Below are 24,351 nucleotides of genomic sequence, written 5' to 3' on the forward strand. Positions count from 1 at the left end.
TCGCCTGATTCGCGGGCAAGCCCGCTCCCACAGGATCTCTGCCGGCCCTGTGGGAGCGGGCTTGCCCGCGAAGGGCGCAACGCCATTCACCCGTACTCCACCCTCGGCGATCGAACAAACTATCCTTCAGGTAGGTCAACCCTCAGGCGCGTCATCGCCGGATCATTACCGCCGAATGACACACCCGAGGACGATCCCGGAGGGATGCTGATCGTGCACATCGCCGACATCACCATGTTCTACGCCCCGGCCAGCGGCGGCGTGCGGACCTATCTTGATGCCAAACACCGCCGCCTCGACGCCATGCCCGGCGTTCGCCACAGCCTGTTGATTCCCGGTGCCAATGCCAGCCAGGTCGACGGTGTCTACCACGTGCCTGCCCCGCCCCTGCCCTTCGGCAACGGCTACCGCTTCCCGGTGCGCCTGGCGCCCTGGTGCAAGGAACTGCGCCGCCTGCAGCCCGACCTGATCGAGGTCGGCGACCCCTACCTCACCGCCTGGGCGGCCCTTGAAGCGCGGCGCAAGCTCGATGTCCCGGTAATAGGCTTCTATCACTCCGACCTGCCCTTGCTGGTGAGCAATCGCATGGGCAACTGGTTCACCCCCAATGTCGAGGCCTATGTCAGCAAGCTATACGGGCATTTCGACCGGGTCCTGGCACCCAGCCAGGTGATGGCCGACAAGCTGCGCCGGCTGGGCGTGGAGAACGTGCACGTGCAGCGCCTGGGCGTGGACCTGGCGCTGTTCAACCCAGAAAGGTACGACCCCGGCCTGCGCGCCGAGCTGGGCATCGCCGATACCAGCCGCCTGCTGGTGTTCGCCGGCCGCGGCTCACGGGAAAAGAACCTGCCGGTGCTGCTCGATTGCATGCACGCACTCGGCCAGCCCTACCACCTGCTGCTGGTGGGCTCGAACATGCCGGCCAGCGTGCCGGACAACGTCAGCGTGATCGACCACTTCCGCCCGCCCCAGGAGGTCGCCCGGCTGCTGGCCAGTGCCGACCTGCTGGTGCACGCCGGCGACCAGGAAACCTTCGGCCTGGTGATCCTCGAAGCCATGGCCAGCGCCACGCCCGTGGTGGCCGTGCGCGCCGGCGCATTCAGCGAAATCGTCGACGAACGCTGCGGCCGCCTGTGTCCGCCCAACAATGGCCAGGCCATGGCCGAAGCCGTGCGCGAGGTCTTCGACAACGGTGTGCGCGAGCTCGGCCGCCACGCCCGTCAACACGTGGAGCGCCACTACAGCTGGGACAGCGTCGTCAACGGTCTGCTCCAGCATTACCAGGCAGTGCTCGGCCACCCGCTGCCGGTGCGCGCCCATGGCTGAGGGCCGAGCCGACACGCGCAGCCTGATGCTGGTGCTGCACGATATCTCGCCCGAAACCTGGCCGGACTACCAGCCCTTCGTCCAGGCCATCGACGAACTCGGTGGCGTGCCGATGACTTGGCTGGTGGTACCGGACTTCCACCATCGCAACCCGCTGACCCGTTCACCCACCTTCTGCCGCCTGCTCGAGCGGCGCCTGGCCCAGGGCGACGAGCTGGCCCTGCATGGCTACTACCACGCCGACGATGGCCCGCCACCGCGCGGACCGGGCGAATATTTCATGCGCCGGATCTATACCCACGAGGGCGAGTTCCATGGGCTGGACCAGGCAGACGCCCTGCTGCGCCTGCAAGCCGGGCTGGCAGTGTTCGAACGACAGGGCTGGCCGGTGGCAGGCTTCGTCGCCCCCGCCTGGCTGATGAGCGAAGGCACGCGCCAGGCGTTGCGACAGTTGCCACTGTGCTATACCAGCTCCCCACGTCACTTGTACCGGCTGCCGGACTTCACCGCCTTCGATGCCCCAGGACTGGTGTGGAGCGCCCGCAGCGCCTGGCGCCGCGGCCTGTCGAGGGTGGTCAGCGACTGGCAATGCCGCCGCTGGCGCGAAGCCGACACCCTGCGCCTGGGCCTGCACCCGGTCGACATGCGCCACGCCAGCGCACGCAATTACTGGCTCGACACCCTGCACCAGTTGCTGGCCCAAGGCCGTGAGCCACTGACCAAGTCGGCCTGGCTGGCGCGCCAGGCCGCCCCATGAAGCGCCTGGGCTGGCTGGCCCTGGCACTGCTGCTGGCGGGGCTGGTACCCGCCCTGTTCGGCGGCAGCGACCTGCTCCCGCGCCTGCGCGCCTTCGAACCCGGGTTGCTGCTGCTGTTGCTGGCCATGATCCTGCTGTGCTGGATTCTCAATGCCGCCCGTCTGCGCCTGCTGCTGGGTGACCAGGGCGCACGGGTGGGACGGATGCACAGCCTGGGCGTGGTGATGGCTACCGAGTTTGCCATCTGCACCACGCCCGGCGGCAGCGGTGGCCCGTTGACCCTGATGACACTGCTGGCCCGCGAGCGCTTCGCGCCATCGCGCAGTGGCGCGGTGTTCGCCATGGACCAGTTGAATGACCTGCTGTTCTTCTTCTGCGCGATGCTGTCGATTGCCGCCTACGCCCTGTTCCACCACCTTGGCCACAGCCAGGCGCAGATGCTGCTGGGCAGCGCCCTGCTGCTGTGTGCCACACTTGCGGGGATCTTCCTGCTGCTTCGCTATCGACGCCGGGTGATGCGTGGCAACGGCCGGTTGTTGCATCGCCTGGGCATGGCGCCAGCACGCCGACGACGCTGGGCACGCAAGCTGCTGCGCTTTGTCCATGCCCTGGCCGATACCTGGCGCATGCCCCGGCGTACGCTGGCGCTGGTGTTCATCCTCACCTGCGCGCACTGGTGCCTGCGCTACAGCGTGCTATATCTGGCATTGCGGGGGTTGGGGGTGGACCTGGGGTGGATTGCCAGTTTCCTGGTGCAGATGCTCTCGCTCAGTGCCGGGCAGTTCAGCCTGTTGCCGGGCGGTGCCGGCGCGGCGGAGCTGACCTCGGCGACCTTGCTGTCACCACTGGTGGGCAGTTCGACGGCGGCCGCGGCGATCCTGATCTGGCGCGCGGTTACCTATTACTTCTATCTGCTGGCGGGTGGGCCGGTGCTCCTGTACCTGCTGGCACATCCGCGACTGGAGCGTCGTCGCCAGACGGGTTGAGGCGCCCCCAAAGCTCGGCGGCACCGGGAAACTCGGTGCCGTCCTCATCGCTCAACGCCTCGGGGTCGAAGCGAGCCAGGCAGCCTTCGCCCAAGGTGGGTGGCGCCGAGGCGCCGGCCTTGTCACGCGGGTCTGCCATGCCAGGGCCCTCGACTCAGTTGAACACCACGGTCTTGTTGCCGTGCACCAGCACGCGGTCTTCCAGGTGGTAGCGCAGGCCACGGGCCAGGACCATCTTCTCCACGTCACGGCCGAAGCGCACCATGTCCTCGATGCTGTCGGCGTGGCTGACACGCACCACGTCCTGCTCGATGATCGGGCCGGCGTCCAGCTCCTCGGTCACGTAGTGGCAGGTCGCGCCGATCAGCTTCACGCCGCGCAGCGCCGCCTGGTGGTACGGCTTGGCCCCCACGAACGACGGCAGGAAGCTGTGGTGGATATTGATGACTTTTTCAGCGTATGCCTGGCACAGCTGCGGCGGCAGGATCTGCATGTAGCGCGCCAGCACCACGGCGTCGGCGCCGTACTCGGCGACCAGGCGCGAGACCTCGGCGAATGCCGGCTGCTTGTCCTTCGGATCGACCGGCACATGGTGGAACGGAATGCCGTGCCACTCGACCATGCTGCGCAGGTCATTGTGGTTGGAGATCACGCAGGGAATCTCGCAGTCCAGCTCGTCGGTGTGCCAGCGGTGCAGCAGGTCGGCCAGGCAGTGCGACTCACGGCTGGCCATCAGCACCACGCGCTTCTTCTGCGCCGAGTCGGTGATCCGCCAGGTCATGGAGAACTCTTCGGCGATCGGGGCGAATGCCTCGCGGAAAGCCTCGATACCGAACGGCAGGGACTCGGCGCGGATCTCATGGCGCATGAAGAACCAACCGCTCTGCTCGTCGGAGTGGTGGCTGGCTTCGTTGATCCAGCCATTGTAGAGGGCCAGGAAATTACTGACTTTTGCCACGATGCCGACGCGGTCGGGGCAGGCAATCACCAGTCGATAGGTGCGCATGAGGGAGACTCCAGAACTTCGCAAAGGCGCATATTCTAGCGACCTGCCGGGAAAAACGCAGTAAGCATCTACACCCCCGCGCCACCTGGCTCAAGGACCCAGTCGTACAGGCCTATTCCCTTCTTCCCAAGGGGAAATAGCCTGCGCCCCAGACAAATTGTAAATTTTTCTTAACCTAATGACTGCGCAGTCAGTGCCTACTATTAAATGAGTGATCAATATTAATTTGTTTACTTGAGAGTTTCGCCTGTCTATTATTGCCCCCACTGTCTCTCTCTGAACATGCATTAAGGAACACATCATGTCCCTGATCAACGAATACCGCGCCACCGAAGAAGCCATCAAGGAACTTCAAGCCCGCCTGGCCAACCTGTCGCAAGACGGCAAGCTGCAAAAAGAACTGGAGTTCGAAAAGAAACTGCGCGAGCTGATGGCCGAAAACGGCAAGTCGCTGCGTGACGTGATCGCCCTGCTCGATCCGGAAAGCAAGCTGAGCAAAGCCCCGCGCGGCGCAGTCAAGACCACCGGCACCAAGCGTGCACGCAAGGTCAAGCAATACAAGAACCCGCACAACGGCGAGGTTATTGAAACCAAAGGTGGCAACCACAAGACCCTGAAAGAGTGGAAAGCCAAGTGGGGCGGCGACGTCGTCGAAAGCTGGGCCACCCTGCTGGACTGATTCGCTTATCAGGCGCATTGGTTTCAACATGAAAAACGCCGGCACTTGCCGGCGTTTTTGTTTATCTGCACATTTCAAAGCTGGTACTGCACTTTCAGTTGCCGGACATGGGCTTGCCAGGCCTCCAGCACCTGCCGTCCCGCTTCGCTGGCATCGGCCCAACTGCTCTGGCATGCCTGCTCGAAGTCCGCCACGGTATTAGGCGCACCGTAAGTAGGATCTGTAAGACGCTGCTGACAGAACGCATGCCAACGTGCGCGGTCTTGTTCATCAAGGGTGTCGGAAAAGTTTCGCGCGCGATAGCGGAACAGCAGTTCAGGCAGCCGCGGATCATCGAACATCCATTGTCCATGCGCCAATTGCGCCGGATCCACACGCCGTACTTGTTCGCTCAGGCGCTTGTCGCGGTCGCCTAGAAAACCGTCATACAACTGTTGCTCCGGGTCTTCGCTGGGGGCAAAGCCTTCTTCCTGATAAATGATGTCCAGCTTGTCTCCCCACATGGCCTGCTGATTGGCCAACTGCTCTGCCCGTGCCTGCAATGCCGACAACTCGAGCCCCAGGCGTTGTTGATCGGCCGGGCGCAGTACCGACAGTGGCGCCAATACCGGGCAGCGGTTGATATGCACCAACTTCAGCGGTACCGGTAGTTCGCCCTGGGCCATGTCTTCGTGCCGCGTATACAGGCGCTGGCGCAATGCCTCTGCACTTTCATGGAGCAGCGGCGAAGCATCTTGTTGCAAGTCACAGACAATCAGCGCGTTGCGGTTGCGCGGATGCCAGGCCAAAGGCAGTACCACGCCGATATAATTGCGCTGGGCCGAGAAACGCCCGGATACATGAACCAGCGGTTGCAACAGCCGAACCTGTTCCATGACCTTGTGCTTGCTGCGCAACTGGAACAACCAGTCATACAACCGCGGCTGTTTCTCGCGGATCAAGCGGGCCAGGGCAATGGTCGCCCGCACGTCGGAAAGCGCCTCGTGGGCATGGCCGTGGTCGATGCCATTGGCCTTGCTCAGCAGTTCCAGGCGCAGGCTGGTACGCCCGTCCTGCTGTGGCCAGACGATCCCCTCGGGGCGCAGCGCATAAGCGGTGCGGACCACGTCAATAAGGTCCCAGCGGCTGTTGCCACCCTGCCATTCCCGGGCGTAGGGGTCGAAGAAGTTGCGGTAGAGGCTGTAGCGGGTAACCTCATCGTCGAAACGCAAGGTGTTGTAGCCTGCAGCGCAGGTGCCGGGGCGAGCCAGTTGATCGTGCACCCGGGTCATGAACTCGGCTTCGCACAGGCCTTGGTCGGCCAGTTGCCGAGGGGTGATGCCGGTCACCAGGCAGGCCGCCGGATGCGGCAAGATATCGTCAGAGGGGCGGCAGTAGAGGCTGATCGGCGCCTCGATCTCGTTGAGGTCGAGGTCGGTGCGCACGCCGGCCACCTGCAGCGGGCGGTCGCTACGCGGATTGATGCCGGTGGTTTCGTAGTCGTGCCAGAAAATGCTGGAGCTCACGGGGTCTTCCTGTATCAAGGTCGACCAGAGTCTAGCGGCATGTACGAGGGCGGGGCCAGCCTCAGGCGGAGGCGTTCATGGGCCTGAAGCTGAAGAAGTCGCGCAGGGAGCGAACGAATTCATCGTATTCCTGCGGTGCCTGCAGCAGCATGAAGCCGGCATCGAAATGCCCCGGCGTCTCATCCTCGCGGCACCACAGGCAACTGGCGGTCAGGTTGATGAACTGCAGTCCGCCACCGGCGAGGGGCACCCGTAGCTGCAGCTCGAAATCCGGCCCCACCAGCACCGGCAACTGGCTGATCAGCATCAGGCCGTCTTCCGAGGCATTGCCCAGATAGCCGATCTGCTGGTCGGTGCAGCGGTTGAACACCTTGAGCACGCAAGGCAGCTGATGACGTTGTATGTGTCGCTCGATAAACATGATCGCAGTGAAATCCTGTACCTGGGGCCAGGAAGACAAGGTACTGGCGATGAACGTTACGACTCTCTAACAGATTAGCCCAGTCCGACGGACGGACTACATGAAATCATCGACACATTGGGATTAACGCCAAGGTGTAGTGTTCACGGGACTCGCCACCGTCGCCTCGCTGCCGCGCAGGTGCCCGAGCTTTTCCAGCGTCTGCAGGCGGGCCTGGGCGCGGTAGGCGTACTCGTTGCGCGGATACTGCTGGATCAGGTACTGGTAGGTCTGCGCCGCGTCGACGAAGAGCTTCTGCCGCTCCAGGCACTGGCCACGCAGCAGCGACACCTCCGGGTGGATGAACGGTCGGGCGCGGCTGGTGCGGTCGACCTGCGACAGCTCCAGCATGACTTTCGCGCAATCGCCACGGTCGTAGGCGCGATAGGCATTGTTCAAGTGGTGGTCCATGGACCAGCGGGTGCAGCCGACGACACTGGCCGCCATGGTCAAAACGATCAGGGTGCGCATGGAAATTCTCCTTTGATGGGCAGTGTATCGGCCTTTCACGGCAAATCTTCACCGCCATTTGCAAGCATACCCGTACCGTTCAAACGCAACCCTGCTTCGTGTGCGGGTAGTGCAACGGAACAATGACTACAGCGCAATTGAGGAGTAGCCTTTCGCTGCGCTTCACTATAGGAGTCTGTGCATGACCATCCGCCGTACCAAAATCGTCGCCACCCTTGGCCCCGCCAGCAATTCGCCGGAAGTGATCGAACAGCTGATCCTCGCCGGCCTGGACGTGGCACGCCTGAACTTCTCCCACGGCACCCCGGACGAGCACAAGGCCCGCGCCCGCCTGATCCGTGACATCGCCGCCAAGAACGGCCGCCATGTCGCGCTGCTGGGCGACTTGCAGGGTCCGAAGATCCGCATCGCCAAGTTCGCCAACAAGCGCATCGAACTGAAAGTCGGTGACAAGTTCACCTTCTCCACCGCCCACCCACTGACCGAAGGCAACCAGGACATCGTCGGCATCGACTACCCCGACCTGGTCAAGGACTGCGGCGTCGGTGACGAACTGCTGCTCGACGACGGCCGCGTGGTCATGCGCGTCGAAACCGCCACCGCCGATGCCCTGCACTGCGTGGTGATCATCGGTGGCCCGCTGTCCGACCACAAGGGCATCAACCGCAAAGGTGGCGGCCTGACCGCGCCGGCCCTGACCGAAAAAGACAAGGCCGACATCAAGCTGGCCGCGGAAATGGACCTGGACTACCTGGCCGTATCGTTCCCGCGTGACGCCAGCGACATGGAATACGCGCGCAAGCTGCGTGACGAAGCCGGCGGCAGCGCCTGGCTGGTGGCCAAGATCGAACGCGCCGAAGCCGTGGCCGATGACGAGACCCTCGACCAGCTGATCCTCGCTTCCGACGCCGTCATGGTCGCCCGTGGCGACCTGGGCGTGGAAATCGGCGACGCCGAGCTGATCGCCATCCAGAAGAAGATCATCCAGCACGCCCGCCGCAACAACAAGGCAGTGATCGTGGCGACCCAGATGATGGAGTCGATGATCCAGAACCCGATGCCGACCCGCGCCGAAGTGTCCGACGTGGCCAACGCCGTGCTCGACAACACCGACGCGGTGATGCTGTCGGCCGAAAGCGCCGCCGGCAGCTACCCGATCGAAGCCGTACAGGCCATGGCCCGTATCTGCTCGGGCGCCGAGAAGCACCCGACCAGCCAGAAGTCCAGCCACCGCCTGCACACCACCTTCGAGCGCTGCGACGAGTCCATCGCCCTGGCGGCGATGTACACCGCCAACCACTTCCCCGGCGTCAAGGCGATCATTGCCCTCACCGAAAGTGGCTACACCCCGCTGATCATGTCGCGCCTGCGTTCGCACGTGCCGATCTTCGCCCTGTCGCCGCACCGCGCCACCCAGGCCCGTGCCAACATGTTCCGCGGCGTCTACCCGATTGCCTTCGACCCGGCCTCGCTGCCGGCCGACAAGGTGAGCCAGGCGGCGGTCGACGAGCTGCTCAAGCGCGGCCTGGTCGAACAAGGTGACTGGGTGATCCTGACCAAGGGCGACAGCTACCACACCATCGGTGGCACCAATGGCATGAAGATCCTGCACGTGGGTGATCCGCTGGTTGGTTGATCCCTCGGCAGTCCCTATCGCGGGGCAAGCCCGCTCCCACGCCGATCCCCTCGGCACTTGTGGGAGCGGGCTTGCCCCGCGATGCTTTTCAGCCCTCAAACATGCTCGGTAAATACGTCCGCAAATATCTGACTACGTGGCACCCCAGCAATGAACAGCCGTCGGGCAAAGCGCTCCACGCTCCCAGGCGACCCGCACACCAGCGCCATGGTCTGACGCGACATCAGTTTCAACCCAGCCAGCGCTTCATCCAGCTGCGCCGCCAACACCCATTCGACCGTCACTCCGTCCAGCGCCTGTAACGACTGCGCCAGATAGTGCCCCTCAGCGGTGTGTGCCACGTGCAGCACCCGAATTTCCCCCTGGTGCCCCTGTCGCAACGCCTCGCGCAGGATGCCCCACAACGGTGCCAGTCCGGTGCCCGCCGCCAGCAGCCAGAGCGGCCGCGCCTGCCAGTCCGGGTCATAGTGCAACGCACCGCCGCGCAGTTCGCCGAGCCTCAGCACATCCCCCAGGCGAAGCTGCCTTGCCTGGTCGCAGAACGCTCCGGGACGGTGGCAATCCAGGTGAAACTCGAGGAAGTCGTCCTCGCCCGGCAGGCTCGCCAGCGAATAGGGCCGCGCAACGCTGCCGCTCCACAACACCAGGTGTTGCCCGGCCTGGTAGCGCAATGGCCGCTCCGGTTGCAGCCTCAGGCGCAGCACATCGGCGAACCAGTCCAGGCCGATCACCGTGGCCGGCAGGCCATCGTTTCGGGGGTCGAACAGCGCCACCCGCAAGTCACTGGCGACCGCGCACTGGCAGGCCAGGCGCCAGCCCTGCTCACGCTTGTCCGCCGCCAATGCCTCGGGTTTCGCGTCGGTGGGGACACCCTCCAGGCAGCGCACCAGGCAGGCGTGGCAGCTACCGGCGCGGCAGCTGTAAGGCACGGTGCAACCGGCGTCGTTGAGCGCATCGAGCAGGTTGCTGCCGGCCGGCACCGCCCAGCGGCGCTCGCCCACGCAAACTTCTGGCATGTCAGTTCATCTCCAAGTACAAGCGATTGGGGCCGCTCTGCGGCCCTTCGCGGGTAAACCCGCCCCCACAGGGGAAATGCATGGCCCTGTGGGAGCGGGTTTACCCGCGAAGGGCTGCAAGGCAGCCCCGGTCAACATTACGCTGATCTCATTGAACTGCATTGCAACGCTCACGTCATCAGCAAAAAGGATGCCCTTTCCCTGCCGACCTTGCTCCAGACCACGTGCAGGTGTTTCCGAAGGCGCGGCACGGTATACTGCCGCGCCTTTTTGTGCCGGCCCGACCAGCCGGCGCCTTGCCAGGCGTTCCTGACATACAGGTGTGCATTGTCGGAATGCCTTTTCGAATGTTCCCGTCTTTAAGAGGAGCGCGCTGCATGACCGTGATCAAGCAAGACGACCTGATTCAGAGCGTCGCCGACGCCCTGCAATTCATCTCGTACTACCACCCCGTCGACTTCATCCAGGCGATGCACGAAGCCTACCTGCGTGAAGAGTCGCCAGCCGCGCGTGACTCGATCGCCCAGATCCTGATCAACTCGCGCATGTGCGCCACCGGCCACCGCCCGATCTGCCAGGACACCGGTATCGTCACCGTGTTCATCCGCGTCGGCATGGACGTACGCTGGGACGGCGCCACCCTGAGCGTCGACGACATGATCAACGAAGGTGTGCGCCGCGCCTACAACCTGCCCGAGAACGTCCTGCGCGCCTCGATCCTGGCCGACCCGGCCGGTGCCCGCAAGAACACCAAGGACAACACCCCGGCCGTGATCCACTACTCGATCGTCCCTGGCGACAAGGTCGAGGTGGATGTCGCAGCCAAGGGCGGCGGCTCGGAGAACAAGTCGAAGATGGCCATGCTCAACCCGTCCGACTCGATCGTCGACTGGGTGCTGAAGACCGTCCCGACCATGGGCGCCGGCTGGTGCCCGCCTGGCATGCTAGGCATCGGCATCGGCGGCACCGCCGAGAAGGCCGCGGTCATGGCCAAGGAAGTGTTGATGGAGTCCATCGACATCCATGAGCTGAAGGCCCGTGGCCCGCAGAACCGCCTCGAGGAAATCCGCCTGGAGCTGTTCGACAAGGTCAACCAGCTGGGCATCGGCGCCCAGGGCCTGGGCGGCCTGACCACCGTGCTCGACGTCAAGATCATGGACTATCCGACCCACGCCGCGTCGCTGCCGGTGTGCATGATCCCCAACTGCGCCGCCACCCGTCACGCCCACTTCGTACTCGACGGTTCCGGCCCGGCCGAGCTGGAAGCGCCGTCGCTGGACGCCTACCCGGAAATCGTCTGGGAAGCCGGCCCGAGCGCCCGTCGCGTCAACCTCGACGACATCACCCCGGAAGAAGTCGCCAGCTGGAAGCCGGGCGAGACCATCCTGCTCAACGGCAAGATGCTCACCGGCCGCGACGCCGCGCACAAACGCATGGTCGAGATGCTCAACCGCGGCGAAGAGCTGCCGGTCGACCTCAAGGGCCGCTTCATCTACTACGTCGGCCCGGTCGATCCGGTCGGTGACGAAGTGGTAGGCCCGGCCGGTCCGACCACCGCCACCCGCATGGACAAGTTCACCCGCCAGATCCTCGAACAGACCGGCCTGCTGGGCATGATCGGCAAGTCCGAGCGTGGCCCGACCGCCATCGAGGCGATCAAGGACAACAAGGCCGTGTACCTGATGGCCGTCGGCGGCGCCGCCTACCTGGTGGCCCAGGCCATCCGCAAGTCGAAGGTCCTGGCCTTCGCCGAACTGGGCATGGAAGCGATCTACGAGTTCGACGTGAAGGACATGCCGGTCACCGTCGCGGTGGACAGCAAGGGCGAGTCGGTGCACATCACCGGTCCTGCGCTGTGGCAGGGCAAGATCGCCGAAAGTCTGGCGGTTGAAGTGAAGTAAGCCTCCTGCTGTAACAGCGGCGGCCCCATCGCGGGGCAAGCCCGCTCCCACGCTGACTTGTGGGGGCCGGGCTTGTCCCTCGATGGGGCCGTTGTCGTTTCACAGCCCTCTAGTTTCAAGCAGGCAGCGCCTTGAGCCAGAACGACATGATCTTGGCCGATTGCGCCTGCTCGTCCAGGTCCCGCCAACGGTAGGCAGTGCGAAGCGACGGCTCGTGCAAAAAGCCTCGGTTGCGCCAGAACCCCTGCAATGGCTTGTAGTCCGCCGGACGCCGTGGGTGTCCGGAGGGGCGCTCCACCGCACAGAACGCGCAGCAGTCGAACTCGGCCAGCTTGTGCGCATAGGACTCGCGCTCGATGAAAAAGCGTACGCCAAGTCCCTGTCCACGGTACGCCGGCAAAAGCACCGACTCGCCGAAGTAGTAGACCGAGGCCGGGTCGCGCCCCTGGGCGAGGAACGGTTGCTGCAACTCGGGATCGACATCCACCAGCGGCAGGCCGGTGGCGGCGCCCACCACCTGGTCGCCGTCCAGCGCCAGTACCACCAGGCTGCGGCCGGACTCGGCGTAGCTGGCCAGGTAATCGGCCTGGTGGCTCAGGGAGCTGTCCAGGAGATAGGGAAACTCGCGAAACAGCGTCAGACGCAGGTGCGCGAGATCATCGATGTAAGGCGCGATGGCGGCGCCATGGAGCAAGCGGATTTCCATGCGGGGCGGTCGTCCTGTCGATGGCTATGACTGAGGTCCACCCTAGCACCCACCCTGCCCTGCGGCCTTTCCCCTGCGCGACAGGTATTTCTCCATGACCGCTACAAGTGCTCGATCCCTGTAGGAGCGGCCTCGTGCCGCGAATGGGCCGCAAAGCGGCCCCGGCGATCTTTGCATGCACGCTGAAATCCTGGGGCCGCTTTGCGGCCCTTTCGCGGCACGAGGCCGCTCCTACAGTTCAGCGTGTCAGTCAGGAGATACGGGTGCCCAGCACTTTCAAGAACGCCGCCAGCCACGCCGGATGCGCAGGCCAGGCCGGTGCCGTCACCAGGTTACCGTCCACGTGGGCCTGGTCCACCGCGATATCGATGAACCGCCCACCCGCCAGCCGTACCTCGGGTGCACAGGCGGGATACGCGCTGCACTCACGCCCTTCGAGCACACCTGCCGCCGCCAGCAACTGGGCCCCATGGCACACCGCCGCGATCGGCTTACCAGCCTGGTCGAAGGCCTTGACCAGCTCCAGCACCTTGTCGTTCAGGCGCAGGTACTCTGGGGCGCGGCCACCGGGAATCAGCAACGCGTCGTAGCTTTCGGCGCGCACCTGGACGAAGTCGTAGTTCAGGGCGAAATTGTGTCCCGGCTTCTCGCTGTAGGTCTGCTCGCCCTCGAAATCGTGGATCGCCGTGCGCACCGTCTGCCCGGCAATCTTCTCCGGGCACACGGCATGGACGGTATGGCCGACCATGGCCAGGGCCTGGAATGGCACCATGACCTCGTAGTCCTCGACGTAATCGCCCACCAGCATGAGAATCTTCTTCGCCGTCATCGCATCCACTCCTTCGGTTGTCTGGGAACAGTCCCTGCACGATAGTCCGCTTTGCCAGAAGGCGATATACGACGCTAGTTTCGGCGATCCAACAGGTTGGCCACCACCCGGTCGAGCCAGCCCCACAGGCGCTGCTGCACCCGCCGCCACAACGGCCGCGCATGCCAGCGCGCCAGATCGACTTCCAGGCTCTGGGCGAAGTCGCGCTCGAAGCTGGCGGCCACCGCGGCAGTCAGCGGCGGGTCGAGGGCCTCGACGTTGGCTTCGAGGTTGAAGCGCAGGTTCCAGTGATCGAAATTGCACGACCCCACGCTGACCCAGTCATCCACCAGCACCATCTTCAGGTGCAGGAAGCACGGCTGGTACTCGAAGATCCGCACCCCGGCGCGCAGCAGTCGCGGATAGTAGCGGTGCCCGGCATAGCGCACCGCCGGATGATCGGTGCGCGGGCCGGTCAACAGCAGTCGCACATCGAGGCCCTTCTGCGCAGCGCGGCGCAGGGAGCGGCGCACGCTGAAGGTCGGTAGAAAGTAAGGCGTGGCCAGCCAGATACGGCGCTGGCCGCTGTTCAGGGCGCGCACCAGCGCATGCAGGATGTCCTTGTGCTGGCGGGCGTCGGCGTAGGCCACTCGACCCATGCCCTGGCCCTGAGCCGGGACCTGGGGCAGGCGCGGCAGGCCGAAGCCCTCGGGCGGACGCCAGGCGGTGCGGCGCTGGTTGGCGTGCCACTGGCGATCGAACAACAGCTGCCAGTCAGTGACGATCGGCCCCTGCATGCGCACCATCACCTCATGCCATTCGCTGGCCTCCTCGCCCGGCGTCCAGAATTCATCGGTGACCCCGGTGCCGCCGACCACCGCCAGCCGCTCATCCACCAGCAGCAGCTTGCGATGATCACGATAGAGGTTGCGCAAACCCCGGCGCCAGCGCAGGCGGTTGTACCAGCGCAGGTAGACACCCGCCGCCTGCAGGCGCTCGCGCAGGGCCGTGGGGAAGGCCAGCGAGCCGTAGTCGTCGAACAGGCAGCGCACCCGTACGCCGCGTCGCGCCGCCTGCTCCAGGGCCTCGACCACCGCCTCGGCGCAGGCGCCGCCCTCGACCAGGTACAGCTCCAGGTCGACCTGGAACTCGGCGCGCACGATCGCCAGCAGCATGCGCGGAAAGAACTCGGGGCCGTCGATCAGCAGTTCGAACTGGTTGCCATCCCGCCAGGGGAAGACCGGCCCCGGCATGTCAGCGGGCAGTGAAGATCAGCACCGCGCTCACCGGCACCGAGGGATTGATCGACTTGAGCCCGGCCAGCTTGCGCAGGTTTTCCAGACCCGGCAGCAAGCCGAAGTCAGAGGCGCGCAGGATCAGCGGCTCGAGGGTCACCACCTGGAATCTTCGCTCGTCCAGGCGCGTGGCCAGCAGCAGGGTGTTGTAGCTGCGGGTCTGGCCATGCAGGGTGACGCTGACCGGCAGGCGCAGCTCCAGCTGCGCGCCATTGGCCAGGTCGTTGATCGGACGCAGGTCGATCTGCGCCTGTACCGTGGCCTCGGGGAACTGCTCGAAGGCGAACAGGTTGTCGCGCATGCGCTCGTCGCGCAGCGGGATACCGCTGCTGATCGAGTCCATCTCGATGCTCACTTCGGCCGCGCCCTTGCGGTCGACCTTGCCGTGCAGCACCAGGAATCGGTTGACCTCGGCGATATTGCCGTTCTTGCCGGTGACGAAGGACAGGCGCGAGGACTCGCCGTCCAGGTGCCAGTTGGCGTGAGCGGGCAGGCACAGGGCGAGCAGGAGGGCGGGCAGCAGGCGGGACGGCTTGAACATGTGAAATCCTGTAAATCAAGGCCGTCAACCTTACCCGCACGGTCTCACGGCAGCAAGCGGCAGCCCTCGCGCATGCCCTGCCAGGCGGCCTGGTTGCCCCGCCCCAGTCCTTCGGCGGTGACCAGGCGCCGGGCGCCGTCCTCCTCCAGCAGGCTCAAGGGCAGGTACTGCTGTACATAGCCTCGGCAGTAGGTTTGCGCGAAGCCCATGACGAAGCGGCACGAACAATACTCCTTCGCCGAATAGGCCGAGAGAATGCCCGGGAAGTCCGCCAGCGCCCGGCGCTCATGCCAGGCCCAGGCCAACCCGGCCAGCAACAGCACGAGCACGACCCGCTTCATGCGCCCTCCCCGGCCACGGCGGCCAGCACCCGCTTGAGCAGTTCGTTGTGGCTGAAGCTGGCGTCGCGGTCATCGGCGTAGCGCACGATCACCAGCTTGCGCGAGGGCAGCACATAGAGCGCCTGGCCCCAATGGCCGAGCGCGGCGAAGGTGTCCGCTGGCGCATCCGGCCACGGCGCCGACTGCCCGGGCAGCGGCTGGTTGAGCCACCAATGACCGCCGGGGTTGGCTTCGCCCGGCACCGGCTGGGCGGCGCTGAACAGGGTGCGGTTGAACGCCACCCAATCAGCTGGTAGCAACTGGCCCTCGCGCCAGCGTCCGTCGCGCTGCATCAGCAGGCCGATGCGCGCCAGGTCGCGGGCATCGAGATAGAGATAGGAAGAACCGACATAGGTACCCGCGCCATCCCGCTCCCAGACCGCGCTGTCGATCCCCAGCGGGGTGAACAGGGCCTGCCAGGGGTAGTCGGCATAGCCCGCGGGGTCGAGCATGCCGCGCAGGCTGGCGGCGAGCAGGTTGCTGTCGCCGCTGGAATAGGCGAAATGCGTGCCGGGCGCACTGGCGGCGGGCATTGCCGCCGTGTAGGCCGCCATGTCGGTGCGGCCACGGGTATAGAGCATGGCCACCACCGACGACTTCAAGGGTGCATATTCGTAGTCCTCTTGCCAGGCCAGGCCACTGGCCCAGTGCAACAGGTGGGCCAGGCGCAGCCCGGGATGCTGCTGCAGGGCCGGGTAGTAGCGCACGGCCGGTTCGTCGAGTTTGAAGCGCCCCTCACCGTAGGCCACGCCCATGACCGTGGCCAGCACGCTCTTGCTGACTGACCAGGTCAGGTGCGGTGTGTCGGCACGGGTTGGCTCAACGTAGCGCTCATGGAGAATACGACCATCGCGAATGATCAACAGTGCGTCGGTACGAATGCCGCCGCGTTCGGCAGCGCGTGGCGCGAAGGCGTAGGAGTCGACGGCTTGCCAGTCGATGACAGCGTTATCGACTGGCCACTGCGCTGTGGGCCAGTCTTCGGCCAAGGCCGGGCCTGCGGTCATGGCCAGGGCAAGCAATAGTGCCTTCATGGGGAGCAACCTGCAGAGGGCTGCTGTGCGCCCATCGCGGGGCAAGCCCGCTCCCACAGGTCCCGCGATCGGGCGCACGGCGGCCCAGGTTCAAAGGTGCCCCCAATTTCTCAGGCTTTCATGACAATCCGGCGGCACTCCAGGCCTTGGCCAGGCGCTTGTCACGGGCCGCGCCAGCCAGCGCCAGCAGGCCCTGGTCGCGCAGCCACAATTGCGCCCAGTGCTCGGGCCCTGCGGCCAACGCCTGGTCGATCTCGCTCCGCAAGCCCTGGAACTGGGCAAACAGGCCACCCAGCAGCAAGTGGCAGGCCACGCTGTCCGGGCATTGCCGGCTGCCCTCGGCACAACCGGCCAGCAGCGCGATCAACCGCAGCCGCAGGTCCTGCGGCCAGGCGCATTCCTGGGCGACGCCATGCAGCCAGGCCACCAGCGCGGCGAGCACATAAAGGTCTTCAAGGGAACGGAACGGTTTGACGTAGGCGTCCCAGCCATCGCCGGCAAGCAACTCGCACGCGGCCTCCTTGAGCTGCAGCCGGCCATGGCCGACTTCGGGCATCAACGGCAGGGTCGGCAAGGCCTCGAGGCTGACACCCGGCTCCCCCGGATAGACCACCGCCAGTTGCAACCGCGGCGCCTCGCCCGGCCCTTCATGGCGCGCCGCCACCAACAACCATTCAGCGTCCAGCCCGGCGGTGACGAAGTCCTTGCTGCCGGTCAGGCGCAAACCATCGAGGCGGGTGTGCATGTCCGCCGGGCGCACGCTGCGCCGCTCGGTGGCGCACAACGCCCCCAGGCTGGCGGGGGCGCTGGGCCAGAGCACGCGCAGCGCCGCCTGGTAACCGAGCAGGAAGGCCAGGCCCGGCGTGGCCATGGCCCGCCCGCCCAGCACCGCCAGCTCGAACGGCGCGACGGCGCCCAGGCGTTCAAGCACCGCCGCATAGGTTTCGCCCAAGGTCGCCGCCAGTGGGTGGCGCAAGGGGTCGTTGAGTCGTTGCAACCAGGCCATCGCAAGCTCCTTGTAGGGGTGTCACGCAAGCATCACCAAAGATTCACAGGGGTGACACCGGGCGTACCTAGGCTGACTTTGCACAACAAAGCCGACCGGCCGCAACCCTTTGGCTGGCTTATGGAGACTCGCAATGACTCGGATCGCTCGCTCTGGCGACAACAGCACTGAACGCCGTCTGCAAGCCGAACGCCTGGTCGGCGCCGCGGCCCTGCAGGAAGCACAGGCCCTGCGCTTCAAGGTGTTCAGCGCCGAATTCAAGGCCAAGCTCAAGGGCGCCGAACACGGCCTGGACATGGACGACTACGACATCCACTGCCGCCACATCGGCGTGCGCGACCTGGCCACCGGCCAACTGGTCGCCACCACCCGCCTGCTCGACCACCAGGCCGCCAGCAGCCTGGGCCGCTTCTACAGCGAAGAAGAATTCAGCCTGCACGGGCTGTTGCAGCTTCAGGGCCCGATCCTCGAACTGGGCCGCACCTGCGTCGACCCGGCCTACCGCAACGGCGGCACCATCGCCGTGCTCTGGAGCGAGCTGGCCGAAGTGCTCAACGAAGGCCGCTACAGCTACCTGATGGGCTGCGCCAGCATCCCCATGCAGGACGGCGGCGTACAAGCCCACGCGATCATGCAGCGCCTGCGTGAACGCTACCTGTGCACCGAACACCTACGCGCCGAACCGAAGAACCCGTTGCCCAGCCTGCCGTTGCCGAACAACGTCATCGCCGAGATGCCGCCGCTGCTCAAGGCCTACATGCGCCTGGGCGCGAAGATCTGCGGCGAGCCTTGCTGGGACGAGGACTTCCAGGTCGCCGACGTGTTCATCCTGCTCAAGCGCGACGACCTCTGCCCGCGCTACGCCCGTCACTTCAAGGCGGCGGTCTGATGCTGCGCCTGCGGGCCGCTGCCCGCCTATTGCGGCTGTTCCTGGTGCTGGCCCTGGGGCTGGCAATGGCCAGCATCATCGCCCTGGGCGAACGCCTGGGCCTGAAGGCCTCGATCGAACACCGCCAGCGCTGGACACGCCTGTTCATGGGCCGCCTGGTTGCCGCCCTGCCCTTCGACGTAAAGGTCAGGGGTGAACTGCCACAACGGCCAATGCTCTGGGTCTGCAATCATGTATCGTGGACCGATATCCCGCTGCTCGGCATGCTCACACCGCTGTCGTTCCTGTCCAAGGCCGAGGTCCGCCACTGGCCGGTGGCCGGCTGGTTGGCCGAAAAAGCCGGTACGTTGTTCATCCGCCGTGGCGGTGGCGATGCCCAACGCCTGCGCCAGCAGATCAGCGAACAGCTGGGCGAGCAACGCCCCCTGCTGATCTTCCCGGAAGGCACCACCACCGACGGTCGCACCCTGCGTACCTTCCATGGACGTCTACTCGCCGGGGCCATCGATCAGGGCACGCCGCTGCAGCCGGTGGCGATCCAGTATCTGCGCGCGGGTCAAGCCGATTCGATCGCGCCGTTCATTGGCGAGGACGACCTGGTGTCCCATCTGATGCGGATCTTTGGCCACGACCGGGGCGAGGTGGTGATCCACCTGTTGCCTCCGATTGGCAGCGAAGGCCAGGAACGCGCGGCGCTGGCGTTCCAGGCGCAGCAGGCGGTGCGCCAGGCATTGTTCGGCATCGTGGAAGTCGAGCCGCGCCGCCTGGCCAAGGCGGCCTGAACAGTTGACGTCAGCTGTGCCGGCCTCTTCGCGGGTAAACCCGCTCCCACAAGGGCAACGCCAGCTTCAACTAGTGCACTGTACCTGTGGGAGCTGTTTACCCGCGAAGAGGCCAGCACAGGCAGGAGAGCATCAACTGCCTGCCACTCTTCGCGCTACCGCAAACGCCTGCAGTTGCGGATAGAACTCACGAAAATCCGCCAACAAAGGCTCATACAGACGCTCCAGCTCCCCCATCACCCCGTCCATCCCCTCGGGCCGTGACAAGCGCCGGGCAATGCCGCCAAACACCTGCTCCAGGGTGGCGAAGTCGCCATAGGCCCCCAGCCAGTCATCCGCCGCCATGAACGGCGCGATCCGTGCCAGCCGGCCCGGCAGCTGCGGTTCAGCCAGCAGCACCTTGTAGAAGTTACCGGTGAACTGTACCAGCGGCTGCTCCGCGTACTCCCCCCAGTGCCTGGCCAGGCAATGATCGAAGAACACATCCAGCACGATCCCGGCGAAGCGCCGCCGCTCGCGCGGGAAACGCGCCAGCGCCGCCAGCACCAGCGGGTGGCTGTCGGTGTAGCTGTCGATGTGCCGGTGCAGCCGGATCGAAGCCTCCAGCGCCGGCGGAAAACGCCCCTCGAGCGAGCCCTTGACGAAGTCGCCATACAGGCTGCCGAGCAGTTGTTGCGGCGCGGGGCCGCCCAGGTGAAGGTGCGCGAGGTAGTTCATGGCGCCAGTCTAGCACCGCCCACCCCCATATCGTCATGAACCGATATAGCCAATGACGCTTGCCTCAGAACCCTTTCATATTTGTATATCGCGATGCAGCGATTTATATTTCGCTCCATCGCGATATACCGCTACACACCACGAGCCAACCATGCCCCTCGATCTCGACGAAATCATAAAAGCCCTGGCCCACCCGGTCCGGCGAGACATCCTCAACTGGCTGAAAGATCCGGCCGCGCAGTTTCCCGACCAGCACCACAGCACCGAGCACGGTGTGTGTGCCGGGCAGATCGACCAACGCTGCGGCCTGTCGCAGTCGACCGTCTCCGCCCACCTGTCCACCCTGCAGCGCGCCGGCCTGATCAGCAGCCAGAAGATCGGCCAGTGGCATTTCTTCAAACGCAACGAGGCGACCATCAAGGCGTTCCTCGAGCAAATGAGCCAAGAGCTCTGACCTGATCCACGCGAGGCTTCGCATATGACTACGCTGTTCGACCCGATCACGCTGGGCGACCTGGAACTGCCCAACCGCATCATCATGGCCCCGCTGACCCGCTGCCGCGCCGACGAAGGCCGCGTGCCCAACGCGCTGATGGCCGAGTACTACGTACAGCGCGCCAGCGCCGGCCTGATTCTCAGCGAAGCGACCTCGGTCACGCCGATGGGCGTCGGCTATCCGGATACCCCGGGAATCTGGAACGACCAGCAGGTGCGTGGCTGGCACAACGTGACCAAGGCCATCCACGGCGCCGGTGGGCGGATCTTCTTGCAACTGTGGCATGTCGGGCGCATCTCCCACCCGTCGTACCTGAACGGCGAGCTGCCGGTGGCCCCCAGCGCGATCCAGCCCAAGGGCCATGTCAGCCTGGTGCGCCCATTGAGCGACTATCCGACCCCACGAGCCCTGGAAACCGAAGAGATCGCCGACATCGTCGAGGCCTATCGCAGCGGCGCCGAGAACGCCAAGGCCGCCGGCTTCGACGGCGTGGAGATCCACGGCGCCAATGGCTACCTGCTCGACCAGTTCCTGCAGAGCAGCACCAACCAGCGCACCGACCGCTATGGCGGCTCGCTGGAGAACCGCGCGCGGTTGCTGCTGGAAGTTACCGACGCCGCCATCGAGGTATGGGGCCCGGGCCGCGTGGGCGTGCACCTGGCGCCACGGGCCGATGCCCACGACATGGGCGACGCCGACCGTGCCGAGACCTTCACCTACGTGGCACGGGAGCTGGGCAAGCGTGGCATCGCCTTCATCTGCTCGCGGGAGAAGGAAGGCGACGACAGCATCGGCCCACTGATCAAGGCGGCGTTCGCTGGCCCGTATATCGTCAACGAGCGCTTCGACAAGGCCAGCGCCAACGCTGCCCTGGCCAGCGGCAAGGCCGATGCGGTGGCCTTCGGCATCCCGTTCATCGCCAACCCCGACCTGCCCGCGCGCCTGGCCGCCGACGCGCCGCTCAATGCGCCGCGTCCGGAAACCTTCTACGCCAAGGGGGCCGTGGGCTACATCGACTATCCACGGATGTGAGTGAAGCGAACGTAGGGCAGGTTCGTCGTCGTGGCAGCGGGCTTGCCCAGCGATAGTCCAAGGACTCAGGGCCGGGCGTTGATCTGCTGCTGCAGGTTCTGGATCTGGCTCTGCAGGGTGCTGATATTGCGCGTCACCTGCCCGCGGAAGGCATCGAACTCCTGTACCGAGGCACCGCCGGCCGATGTGGCCGGGCGGTTGTCCACCTGGCTCTTGAGCACCAGCACATCCTGCTCCAGGCTCTCGATGGCCGCGCTCGGGTTGCCCTGTTTCTTCAGCGCCGCCACTTCATTGCTCAGGCTCTTGAGCTGACCATCCAGCTTGCCGCCATCCACCTGGCCCGACTTGAGCGCCGCAAGCTCCGCGTTGACCGCCTTGAGCTGCGCCTGCAACTGGCCCTGCAACTCGGTCACCGCCTTCTGCTGCTCGCGGGTGTCGGCCAGCACCTGCTCCAGACGCTTGCCCAAGTCCCCGGCCTGCCCGGCGACGCCCTGCTGCTGCTTGCCCTGCTCCGCCAGCGAGGCCTGCAACTGGCGAATCTGCAGCTTCAACGCCTCGCTGCCGGTGCTGTTGCTGGACTCGCTGGCATCGACCTTGCCACTGATCGCCTGCAGGCGCCCGGCCGCTTCTTCGCTGATGCGGGCAAAGCTCTCCTGGGTCGCCACCAGTTGCTGCTCCATCAGGGTGATCTGCTGGAAGCTCCACCAGCCAAGCCCGCCCAGGGCGATGAACGAGGCACCGAGCAAGGCCCACAGCGGGCCATTGCTGCGTGGGCGCGCCGCCTTCTGGCGGCTGCGGGCCACATGGGCGGGCAGCAGTTCATCGTCGTCGGGGGTGCCGGCACGCAAGGTGGGCACATCGTCAAAATCGTCGTGGGCGTCGTTACGCATGGGTGCATTCAACCGCGGTGGTAGCAAAGAGACATGAGTATAAACCGCCTGGGCGGCGCACTGATGACCATCATCCCGCCCACAGGTTCAGCGTTGTCCCGCCTGCGCCTGCCACCAGGCACAGAATTCATCCAGCGCGGACCACACATCGGCCTGGGGTCGGTAGTCCAGGTACTGCCGGGCGCGGCCGATATCGAGGGTGAAATCGCTGCTCATCACCTGCACCGCCGTGCGGCTGAGGGTCGGCTGCGGACGCCCGGGCCAAAGCAGGCAGGCGGCCTCGTTGAGCGCCGCCAGGCCATAGGCCAGGCCGGGGGAGCGGTAGCGGGTGACCTGCGGCAGCTGCATGCGGCGCATCACGTAGTTGACCACGTCCCACAGCGGCAAGGGCTGGCCGTTGCTGATGTTGTAGGCCTGGCCAAGTGCCTGCTCCTCGGCGAACAACGCACTGAGCAGCGCTTCGTTGAGGTTGTGCACACTGGTGAAATCGACCTTGTTCAGGCCATTGCCGATGATCGCCACGCGCCCCTTGGCCTGCATGCGCATCAGCCGCGGGAAGATGCTTGCGTCGCCGGCCCCGGTGACGAAACGCGGTCGCAGCGCCAGCACTTCCAGGCCGAACTCCTGGGCGCCGAACACTTTCTGCTCGGCCAGGTGCTTGGTCAGTGCGTAATGGTCATGGAAGCGGCGCGGTACCTGGTCCTCGCGGATATCCAGGCGTGACCGGCCGGTGAAGTAGATCGACGGCGACGACAGGTGCACCAGGCGCCGCACATGCTCCTTGATGCAGCCCTCGACCACGTTCTCGGTCAACACCACGTTGCCCTGGTGGAAGTCCTGGTAGCGGCCCCAGGTGCCCACGGCGCCAGCGCAATGCACCACCGCATCCACACCCTGGCACAGGCGCCGGGCCAATTCGGCGTCGCCCAGGTCGCCCGGGATGAACTGCACCCCGCGCTTGACCAGGTGCTCCACGCCCTCTGCCCGCCGACCATTGACCCGCACCTCCAGGCCCTGCTCCAGGGCGAAACGCGCAAAGCGCCCGCCAATGAAGCCGCTCGCGCCGGTGACCAGAATTCGCATGTAAGACTCCGCCTTGCCAGATTTCGGATGCAACTGACGCCCGATGTGCCTACAAGGGCACCAGCCACTGCCGCGCCGAATGGCGCAGGTGGTCGGTCAGCTGGGCGAGCAACTGCCCGCCGTTGCGCCAATGATGCCAGTACAGCGGTACATCGATGGGAGTATCGGCGCAGATTTCCACCAGCTCACCACGGGCCAGCTGCTCGGCCACCTGCCGCTCCGGCACCAGCCCCCAGCCCAGGCCGGCCTCGGTCATGCGCAGGAAACCTTCGGACGAGGGGCATAGGTGATGCAGGAAACCTTCCTGCACGCCTAGCGACGCCAGGTAGCGATGCTGGAGAAAATCGTCCGGCCCGAACACGATTGCCGGGGCACGGGCCAACCGCTCGACCGCGAAACCCTGGGGGAAGTAGCGCGCCATGAACGCGGGACTGGCCAGCGCTCGATAGCGCATCGACCCCAGCGGCAGGCTGCGCGCCCCAGCCACGGGACGTTCGCTGCCGCACAGGCAGGCCGCAACCTCGCCGGCACGCATGCGCTTGAGGCCGACCTCCTGGTCCTCGACCACCAGGTCAAGCAAGACCTGCTGCTGCGCGCAGAAGGCCCCCACCGCACCGGCCCACCAGGTCGCCAGGCTGTCGGCGTTGAGGGCGATGCGCAGGCGCTCGGGCATGCCTTCCTCGTCCAGCGCCGGCACCTGGCGCTGCAGGTCGCGCTCGAGCAGGCGCACCTGCTGCACATGGTTGAGCAACTGCCGGCCGACCTCGGTCGGGCTCGGTGGCGTGGCGCGCACCAGCACCGGCTGGCCGACCCGCGCTTCGAGCAGCTTGATGCGTTGCGAGATGGCCGATTGCGACAGCCCCAGCACCTGGGCGGCACGTTCGAAACCGCCTTGTTCGATCACCGCGGCGAGGGCGGCGAGCAGCTTGTAGTCGAACATCGATTTCTC

General features: G+C 65.5%; 26 protein-coding genes. 10 read left to right on the forward strand and 16 right to left on the reverse strand.

Going from position 1 to position 24,351, the window contains the following annotated elements; all coding sequences use genetic code 11:
- The first annotated feature begins 204 nt into the window (after positions 1–204).
- Genes LU671_RS00385 through LU671_RS00395 form a run of 3 tightly spaced genes read left to right on the forward strand, consistent with a single transcriptional unit; the run spans position 205 to position 3,069 of the window.
- Positions 205–1,326: a glycosyltransferase family 4 protein gene (locus tag LU671_RS00385; protein ID WP_232854643.1), complete on the forward strand. Its 1,122-nt coding sequence runs from the start codon at positions 205–207 to the stop codon at positions 1,324–1,326.
- Positions 1,319–2,083, forward strand: coding sequence for a DUF2334 domain-containing protein (locus LU671_RS00390; protein ID WP_232854644.1), 765 nt, complete (start codon positions 1,319–1,321; stop codon positions 2,081–2,083). The genes LU671_RS00385 and LU671_RS00390 overlap by 8 nt, the downstream gene beginning before the upstream one ends.
- Positions 2,080–3,069 carry a lysylphosphatidylglycerol synthase transmembrane domain-containing protein gene (locus LU671_RS00395; RefSeq protein ID WP_232854645.1) on the forward strand — a complete coding sequence of 330 codons (990 nt, stop codon included), beginning with the start codon at positions 2,080–2,082 and terminating at the stop codon, positions 3,067–3,069. Before LU671_RS00390 ends, LU671_RS00395 begins: the two co-directional genes overlap by 4 nt.
- Before the next feature lie 154 nt (positions 3,070–3,223).
- Here the strand turns inward: LU671_RS00395 and purU are convergent, their stop codons facing one another.
- Positions 3,224–4,075: a formyltetrahydrofolate deformylase gene (purU, locus tag LU671_RS00405; RefSeq protein WP_186713139.1), complete on the reverse strand. Its 852-nt coding sequence runs from the start codon at positions 4,073–4,075 to the stop codon at positions 3,224–3,226.
- 301 nt (positions 4,076–4,376) lie between these two features.
- On the opposite strand from purU, the gene mvaT reads away from it, so the two are divergent.
- Positions 4,377–4,754, forward strand: coding sequence for a histone-like nucleoid-structuring protein MvaT (gene mvaT, locus LU671_RS00410; RefSeq protein WP_028690229.1), 378 nt, complete (start codon positions 4,377–4,379; stop codon positions 4,752–4,754).
- Between the two features lie 74 nt (positions 4,755–4,828).
- Here the strand turns inward: mvaT and sbcB are convergent, their stop codons facing one another.
- From sbcB to LU671_RS00425, 3 genes are all read right to left on the reverse strand, one after another.
- Positions 4,829–6,259 carry an exodeoxyribonuclease I gene (gene sbcB, locus LU671_RS00415; protein WP_203647865.1) on the reverse strand — a complete coding sequence of 477 codons (1,431 nt, stop codon included), beginning with the start codon at positions 6,257–6,259 and terminating at the stop codon, positions 4,829–4,831.
- Positions 6,260–6,320: 61 nt separating this feature from the next.
- Positions 6,321–6,680, reverse strand: coding sequence for a PilZ domain-containing protein (locus LU671_RS00420; RefSeq protein ID WP_023631126.1), 360 nt, complete (start codon positions 6,678–6,680; stop codon positions 6,321–6,323).
- A 123-nt stretch (positions 6,681–6,803) separates the two neighbouring features.
- Entirely contained in the window at positions 6,804–7,190 is a 387-nt protein-coding gene (locus tag LU671_RS00425) for a tetratricopeptide repeat protein (RefSeq protein WP_050703897.1), read from the reverse strand.
- 181 nt (positions 7,191–7,371) lie between these two features.
- Between LU671_RS00425 and pyk the strand changes: the two genes are divergently transcribed.
- Positions 7,372–8,826, forward strand: a complete 1,455-nt coding sequence (gene pyk / locus LU671_RS00430) for a pyruvate kinase (protein ID WP_023631128.1) — start codon at positions 7,372–7,374, stop codon at positions 8,824–8,826.
- Between the two features lie 95 nt (positions 8,827–8,921).
- Here pyk and LU671_RS00435 read toward each other — a convergent pair whose 3' ends face one another.
- On the reverse strand, positions 8,922–9,842 hold the full coding sequence (locus tag LU671_RS00435; RefSeq protein ID WP_232854647.1) for an iron-sulfur-binding ferredoxin reductase: 921 nt from the start codon (positions 9,840–9,842) through the stop codon (positions 8,922–8,924).
- 377 nt (positions 9,843–10,219) lie between these two features.
- On the opposite strand from LU671_RS00435, the gene LU671_RS00440 reads away from it, so the two are divergent.
- Entirely contained in the window at positions 10,220–11,743 is a 1,524-nt protein-coding gene (locus tag LU671_RS00440) for a fumarate hydratase (protein ID WP_186713142.1), read from the forward strand.
- A gap of 115 nt (positions 11,744–11,858) precedes the next feature.
- Here the strand turns inward: LU671_RS00440 and LU671_RS00445 are convergent, their stop codons facing one another.
- The 7 genes from LU671_RS00445 to LU671_RS00475 form a co-directional block, all read right to left on the reverse strand.
- Positions 11,859–12,449: a GNAT family acetyltransferase gene (locus LU671_RS00445; protein ID WP_203647869.1), complete on the reverse strand. Its 591-nt coding sequence runs from the start codon at positions 12,447–12,449 to the stop codon at positions 11,859–11,861.
- 250 nt (positions 12,450–12,699) lie between these two features.
- Positions 12,700–13,278, reverse strand: a complete 579-nt coding sequence (locus LU671_RS00450; protein ID WP_203647870.1) for a DJ-1/PfpI family protein — start codon at positions 13,276–13,278, stop codon at positions 12,700–12,702.
- Positions 13,279–13,352: 74 nt separating this feature from the next.
- Complete coding sequence (locus LU671_RS00455; RefSeq protein WP_232854648.1) at positions 13,353–14,510, reverse strand: phospholipase D-like domain-containing protein; 1,158 nt, start codon at positions 14,508–14,510, stop codon at positions 13,353–13,355.
- 1 nt (position 14,511) lies between these two features.
- On the reverse strand, positions 14,512–15,093 hold the full coding sequence (locus tag LU671_RS00460; RefSeq protein ID WP_050703892.1) for a YceI family protein: 582 nt from the start codon (positions 15,091–15,093) through the stop codon (positions 14,512–14,514).
- A gap of 44 nt (positions 15,094–15,137) precedes the next feature.
- A complete protein-coding gene (locus tag LU671_RS00465) occupies positions 15,138–15,434 on the reverse strand; it encodes an amidase (protein WP_232854649.1) in 297 nt (98 codons plus the stop codon).
- Positions 15,431–16,507: a serine hydrolase domain-containing protein gene (locus LU671_RS00470; RefSeq protein WP_203647873.1), complete on the reverse strand. Its 1,077-nt coding sequence runs from the start codon at positions 16,505–16,507 to the stop codon at positions 15,431–15,433. Before LU671_RS00470 ends, LU671_RS00465 begins: the two co-directional genes overlap by 4 nt.
- 118 nt (positions 16,508–16,625) lie before the next feature.
- Positions 16,626–17,513 (reverse strand): acyl-CoA dehydrogenase, encoded by an 888-nt coding sequence (locus tag LU671_RS00475; RefSeq protein WP_203647874.1) that lies wholly within the window; start codon positions 17,511–17,513, stop codon positions 16,626–16,628.
- Between the two features lie 133 nt (positions 17,514–17,646).
- Between LU671_RS00475 and olsB the strand changes: the two genes are divergently transcribed.
- Positions 17,647–18,402 (forward strand): L-ornithine N(alpha)-acyltransferase, encoded by a 756-nt coding sequence (gene olsB, locus LU671_RS00480; RefSeq protein ID WP_028689712.1) that lies wholly within the window; start codon positions 17,647–17,649, stop codon positions 18,400–18,402.
- On the forward strand, positions 18,402–19,184 hold the full coding sequence (locus LU671_RS00485) for a lysophospholipid acyltransferase family protein (RefSeq protein WP_203647875.1): 783 nt from the start codon (positions 18,402–18,404) through the stop codon (positions 19,182–19,184). Before olsB ends, LU671_RS00485 begins: the two co-directional genes overlap by 1 nt.
- Positions 19,185–19,316: 132 nt before the next feature.
- Here the strand turns inward: LU671_RS00485 and LU671_RS00490 are convergent, their stop codons facing one another.
- Positions 19,317–19,901 (reverse strand): acyl carrier protein phosphodiesterase, encoded by a 585-nt coding sequence (locus tag LU671_RS00490; RefSeq protein WP_232854650.1) that lies wholly within the window; start codon positions 19,899–19,901, stop codon positions 19,317–19,319.
- 151 nt (positions 19,902–20,052) lie between these two features.
- Between LU671_RS00490 and LU671_RS00495 the strand changes: the two genes are divergently transcribed.
- Together LU671_RS00495 and LU671_RS00500 are read left to right on the forward strand one after the other, a co-directional pair.
- Positions 20,053–20,355 (forward strand): ArsR/SmtB family transcription factor, encoded by a 303-nt coding sequence (locus tag LU671_RS00495; RefSeq protein ID WP_203647877.1) that lies wholly within the window; start codon positions 20,053–20,055, stop codon positions 20,353–20,355.
- Between the two features lie 24 nt (positions 20,356–20,379).
- Positions 20,380–21,429: an alkene reductase gene (locus LU671_RS00500; RefSeq protein ID WP_203647878.1), complete on the forward strand. Its 1,050-nt coding sequence runs from the start codon at positions 20,380–20,382 to the stop codon at positions 21,427–21,429.
- Between the two features lie 65 nt (positions 21,430–21,494).
- Here LU671_RS00500 and LU671_RS00505 read toward each other — a convergent pair whose 3' ends face one another.
- The 3 genes from LU671_RS00505 to LU671_RS00515 all read right to left on the reverse strand — a co-directional run bounded on the left by LU671_RS00505 (position 21,495) and on the right by LU671_RS00515 (position 24,342).
- Positions 21,495–22,319, reverse strand: a complete 825-nt coding sequence (locus LU671_RS00505; protein ID WP_203647879.1) for an ATPase — start codon at positions 22,317–22,319, stop codon at positions 21,495–21,497.
- A gap of 87 nt (positions 22,320–22,406) precedes the next feature.
- The gene (locus LU671_RS00510; protein ID WP_232854651.1) at positions 22,407–23,402 is read right to left on the reverse strand and encodes an NAD-dependent epimerase/dehydratase family protein; all 996 of its coding nucleotides are present in this window, start codon (positions 23,400–23,402) and stop codon (positions 22,407–22,409) included.
- A gap of 49 nt (positions 23,403–23,451) precedes the next feature.
- A complete protein-coding gene (locus tag LU671_RS00515) occupies positions 23,452–24,342 on the reverse strand; it encodes a LysR family transcriptional regulator ArgP (protein WP_186713153.1) in 891 nt (296 codons plus the stop codon).
- Positions 24,343–24,351 lie beyond the last annotated feature (9 nt).

The sequence above is a fragment of the Pseudomonas sp. NMI760_13 genome (genome assembly GCF_021283245.1).
GTDB classification, from domain to species: domain Bacteria; phylum Pseudomonadota; class Gammaproteobacteria; order Pseudomonadales; family Pseudomonadaceae; genus Aquipseudomonas; species Aquipseudomonas peradeniyensis.